General features: G+C 48.0%; 3 protein-coding genes. 2 read left to right on the top strand and 1 reads right to left on the bottom strand.

Annotation, left to right across the window (positions count from 1 at the left end; all coding sequences use genetic code 11):
* Window positions 1-362: 362 nt before the first annotated feature.
* Window positions 363-2495: a LysM peptidoglycan-binding domain-containing protein gene (locus HMPREF1051_RS01600; protein ID WP_003763409.1), complete on the bottom strand. Its 2133-nt coding sequence runs from the start codon at window positions 2493-2495 to the stop codon at window positions 363-365.
* Between the two features lie 209 nt (window positions 2496-2704).
* Between HMPREF1051_RS01600 and HMPREF1051_RS01595 the strand changes: the two genes are divergently transcribed.
* Window positions 2705-3364: a class I SAM-dependent methyltransferase gene (locus HMPREF1051_RS01595; RefSeq protein ID WP_003763410.1), complete on the top strand. Its 660-nt coding sequence runs from the start codon at window positions 2705-2707 to the stop codon at window positions 3362-3364.
* A 246-nt stretch (window positions 3365-3610) separates the two neighbouring features.
* A complete protein-coding gene (gene mutM / locus HMPREF1051_RS01590) occupies window positions 3611-4438 on the top strand; it encodes a bifunctional DNA-formamidopyrimidine glycosylase/DNA-(apurinic or apyrimidinic site) lyase (protein WP_036491124.1) in 828 nt (275 codons plus the stop codon).
* The last annotated feature ends 152 nt before the right edge of the window (window positions 4439-4590 follow it).

The following is a 4590-nucleotide window of genomic DNA, read 5'->3' as shown; positions in this document are numbered from 1 at the left end:
TTAAAGCTTTGTTTCTTAAGTCCGCAGAGTATGCCATGGTTAGACCTTAAAAATTGAGTATTGTACCATTTTGTTTTTAATTGACTATATAGTGGATTAAATTTAAATCAGGACAAGGCGACGAAGCCGCAGACAGTACAGATAGTACGGAACCGATTCACTTGGTGCTTCAGCACCTTAGAGAATTGTTCTCTTTGAGCTAAGGCGAGGCAACGCCGTACCGGTTTAAAGTTAATCCACTATATTATTCACTAAAAACTTTCTCTTTAAGGAGGCGTAGTGATGATGCGGGGAAAATTGAATTTGATGGCAAATAAAAAGTCGTCTGAAAATTTCAGACGACTTTTTCATGAAGAGTAATCTTAACTGCCGATTAATTTCAAACGTTGACCGGGTGTCACACCATTGGTATTTCGATTCCAGCGGCGAATATCGTTTACATCTACGTTGAATCGGTTGGCGATAGTATTTAAAGTATCGCCTCTGCGAACGGTATAAGAAACGTTTCGGATACTGTTTCGAGTTTTGGCGGGCGCTGCGGTCACACGCAACAGCTGACCTTTACGGATGTTATTGCCTTTGATGTTGTTGGCAATAATCAAGTCAGCAACGCTCAAGTTGTAACGACGTGAGATATTAAACAGCGTATCGCCATCGGCTACACGGTGCATGCCCGCACCTGCGGTTTGAGATTGCTGCTGATTGCCTGCACGGGCCAAACGCGCCTCAGTGCGGCTTTGTTGTTTGGCGGTATTGGCGGCAATACGCTCGCTACGCGCTTTGACTGCGTCGGATGCAATATTGTGTTCGCTGGCGGCTTGTGCGACTGCTACATTTTCAGTTTGAGTACGAAGATTTGAATCTACCAACGCCATCAGTTCATCGGCTGTTTCAGCAGCTTGCGTCGGAGCAGCTTGAGCAGTAGTCAGCTCAGTAGTTGTATTTGCAGCAGTTTGCTCGACAACGGCAGGCTTGCTTTCAGCTTGAGACAATTGGGCAAACACTTCAGGAATACGCTCTTCTTTGACATTTGCCGATGCCAAATCTGCTGAAGAGTTGGTTTGAACAGTGGTTTCAGGTGTGGTTGCGATGTCTGCTTTGGCAACGGTAGTAGGAGTTGCAGAGGCAATTTTGCTTTCTCCGCCAACAGGAGCTGATTGAGCGACAGCAGTTTCGGATACTGCTTTTTTGCCAAGGGCTACATAATCTGTTGGTACTGCTGCAACGGGTTTAATGTTGGCAAAATCCATTGTAGGAATATTTGCTTTTGCCGTTTTGATAGGTGCCATTTCCGGCATATTGGAACGGTAAGTATCCGGTCTGTTATCAACATCGATGAATGAGAGTGTATCAGGTGTCGCCGAATTCGCTGCTTTATTCTTGGCTACCAAAATACTGCGGTTGGAAGACAGGGAGTTATTTCCCAAGCCGTTCAGTCGTTTGATTTCGGCAACGCTCATACCGGTTTCTGCTGCGATGGCGTTCAAGCTGGTATTGTTTCGGGATGTGTATACGTTCCAAGACAACAAAGTATCGGGATTCGCGTTTCGGTAGTTTTTCTCGAAAGAAGCCACAGAATCAACAGGCAGCAACAGGCGACGATTGTTTTTCGGGATGAATACAGGCGCATTGAATCCCGGATTGAGTGTCAGCAATTCGCTTTCGCTGATGTTGGCGAAGCGGGCGATAGTGCTGTTGTCAATCGGCTTGTCGATGCTCAGGGATTTGAAATACGGCTGATTGTTGATTTCGGTGATATTCATGCCGAAAGTTTGTGGGTTGGCAACGATATTGCGTACGGCCAAGAGTTTGGGAACGTAATTCCGTGTTTCGTCAGGCATGCGCAGATTTTCGTAAATCGGCTCCAAACCTTGCGCGCGCGCACGATTGACGGCACGGCCGACATTACCTTCGCCCCAGTTGTAGGCAGCCAGTGCAAGGGACCAGTCGCCGAATAATCCGTGCAGGTATTGCAGGTAATTCAATGCTGCGTCAGTTGCTGCGTAGACATCGTGACGGCCATCATACAAAGGGGTTTTTTCCAAGCCGTAGTGGCGACCCGTTGCAGGCATAAACTGCCACAGACCGGATGCGCCGACATGTGATTTTGCTTTGGTAACGAATGCGCTTTCGATAAACGGCAGCAATGCGATTTCGGCAGGCATATTGCGTTTTCTGACTTCGTTGGCAATATGGTACATATAGGGTTTGCTGCGGGTAATGGTGCGGTCGAAGTAGGCACTATTGGCAGCGAATTTGCTCTCATGGCGGCGAACAAGTTCGGAATTGACCTCGTTCATACGGAAATCCTTGCGCAACGATGCCCAAAGGCTGCCCGTTCCGAAAGTTTGCGCTTTGGCTTGATCCAAAAGAGAGGAATTGAGGCGCATCATTGCCATACCTACTTGATCTGGTGTGGCATTTTGAGCGTATGCTGCGCCGGAAGCTGCGGATAAACTTGAAATGGTAAGTGCGATGGTTTTCAGTTTTGCCATGATGAATCAATAATTATCAATGATATAAGGTTAAATTTAGTCTACCCGATGGTACTGTTTGAAGATGTAGCCGTCAAGGTAAAGGGGGTGAAATTTACATATGCTTGGGTCTTAATGTTAAAATCTGTGGCATAAATACGGCGATTGCATTGTATTTTTCTATCGGACAGTAGAAATGAACGCATGAAACAGTTAATAGGATAACGACTATGGATGTATGGTTTGAAGATACGGCTATGGGGCGTTATGTTGCTCAGAACGAGGCTGCTTTTTTTGAGCGGCATTTGCAATATTTTGACGGACAGACCGTTGTCCAACAAGGCGGTCAATGGTTAAGGTCGTCTGAAAACGTGGTTGCCGTACCCCGTGATGTATTGATGACGGCGGACGCTATGGCTTGGGAGAGTCATTCTATTGATGTGCTGCTGATGCCGCACAGTCATGAGACTGCCGCGCTGACGCAAGTGCTGCATGAAGCGTCCAGAGTGTTGAAACCTGAAGGGCGGTTGGTTTTGACGGGGTTTAATCCGAAATCTTTGTGGTTTTTCAGCAAGTGGTTCGATGGAGCGCGTTTGCCTAAAAAGGAGCATTGCCTGACTTTGCCGGCTTTGAAGCAGCGGTTGGGGGATTTGGATTTTGAGGTGGAATTCGGGAAGTTTATGGTGTACCTGCCTGCTGTGAATTCGCAAAAGGGGCTGCGGTTTTGGCGTTTTATGGAGAAGGCGGGGGACAGGTGGTGGCCGCAGTGTGCGGCGGTGTACGGTTTGGTTTTGGTCAAGCGTATGGCGGGGGTGACGCCGTTGCCGGAGTTTGAAAAAATATTGGGAACGCAGACGGTGGCTTTGGGTGCGGCACGGATTTCGGATTGAGAATGCAGCGTTGGTAAAACCGGCATGACTGGTTTTCAGACGACCTTTTGAGGCTGAACATTTGAAAACGAGAGGTTTGACTCCATAAATATAGCCCCTTCTATATTTGTCATTCTGCCTTGAATTTGCTGCTTTCTGTCTGTAAAGCCGATTGGTTGCAAATTGTCAGGCCGCTTTGGCATCGGTAGAATCTTAGGTCGTCTGAAAAAGGCGATGTTGACTGTATTAGCTTGAGGATAAAGAAAAATGCCGGAATTGCCTGAGGTAGAAACGACGTTGCGCGGTATCAGCCCGCATATTCAAGGTAAAAAGGTGGCGGATGTCGTGTTGCGCCAAACCAAGCTGCGCTGGCAGGTCAATCCGCAGTTGGCGGAGCTTTTAGCGGGGCAGGAGGTGTTGAGCTGTCGTCGGCGGGCGAAATATCTGATTATCGGTTTTGCAACGGGTATCTTGTTGATTCATTTAGGCATGTCGGGCAGTTTGCGGATTTTTACGGACGGCGATGCGCGGATTGATCATCCTGATAAACATGATCATGTGGACATTGTGTTTGCGGACGGAATAGTCTTGCGCTATCACGACCCGCGTAAGTTCGGTGCGATTTTGTGGTATGAAGGCATTGCCGAGCATCATCCGCTTCTTGAAAAACTGGGCCCCGAGCCGCTTTCAGACGACTTCTCCGCCGAGTATCTATACCAAAAATTTAAAACGCAAAAACGCGCGGTCAAGCTGGCTTTGATGGACAATGCCGTCGTGGTCGGCGTGGGTAATATTTATGCGAACGAAAGCCTGTTTAAATCGGGCATATCGCCACACCGCCCTGCGGACAAGGTTAAGAAAAAAGAATGCGCTGTCTTGGTGGAAACGATTAAAGCGGTATTGCAGCGCGCGATTGAAACCGGCGGCAGCACGTTGCGCGACTTCGTCAACAGCGACGGCAAAAGCGGCTATTTCCAGCAGGAATATACGGTGTACGGCAGGCACAACGAACCCTGCGTCCGTTGCGGCGGTTTGGTGCAGAAAGAAGTTTTGGGGCAGCGCGGGACGTTTTATTGTCCGAACTGCCAAAAATAATGTATGAACTTGTTTTCAGACGACCTCTTTGTCATCTGGGTCGTCTGAAAACGTTATTATAGTGGATTAACTTTAAACCAGTACGGCGTTGCCTCGCCTTGCCGTACTATCTGTACTGTCTGCGGCTTCGTCGCCTTGTCCTGATTTATAGT

This window comes from Neisseria sicca VK64 (genome assembly GCF_000260655.1).
GTDB lineage: Bacteria > Pseudomonadota > Gammaproteobacteria > Burkholderiales > Neisseriaceae > Neisseria > Neisseria sicca_B.
Note: the sequence above shows the minus strand (reverse complement) of the source record. Positions and strands in the feature narration are given on the sequence as shown.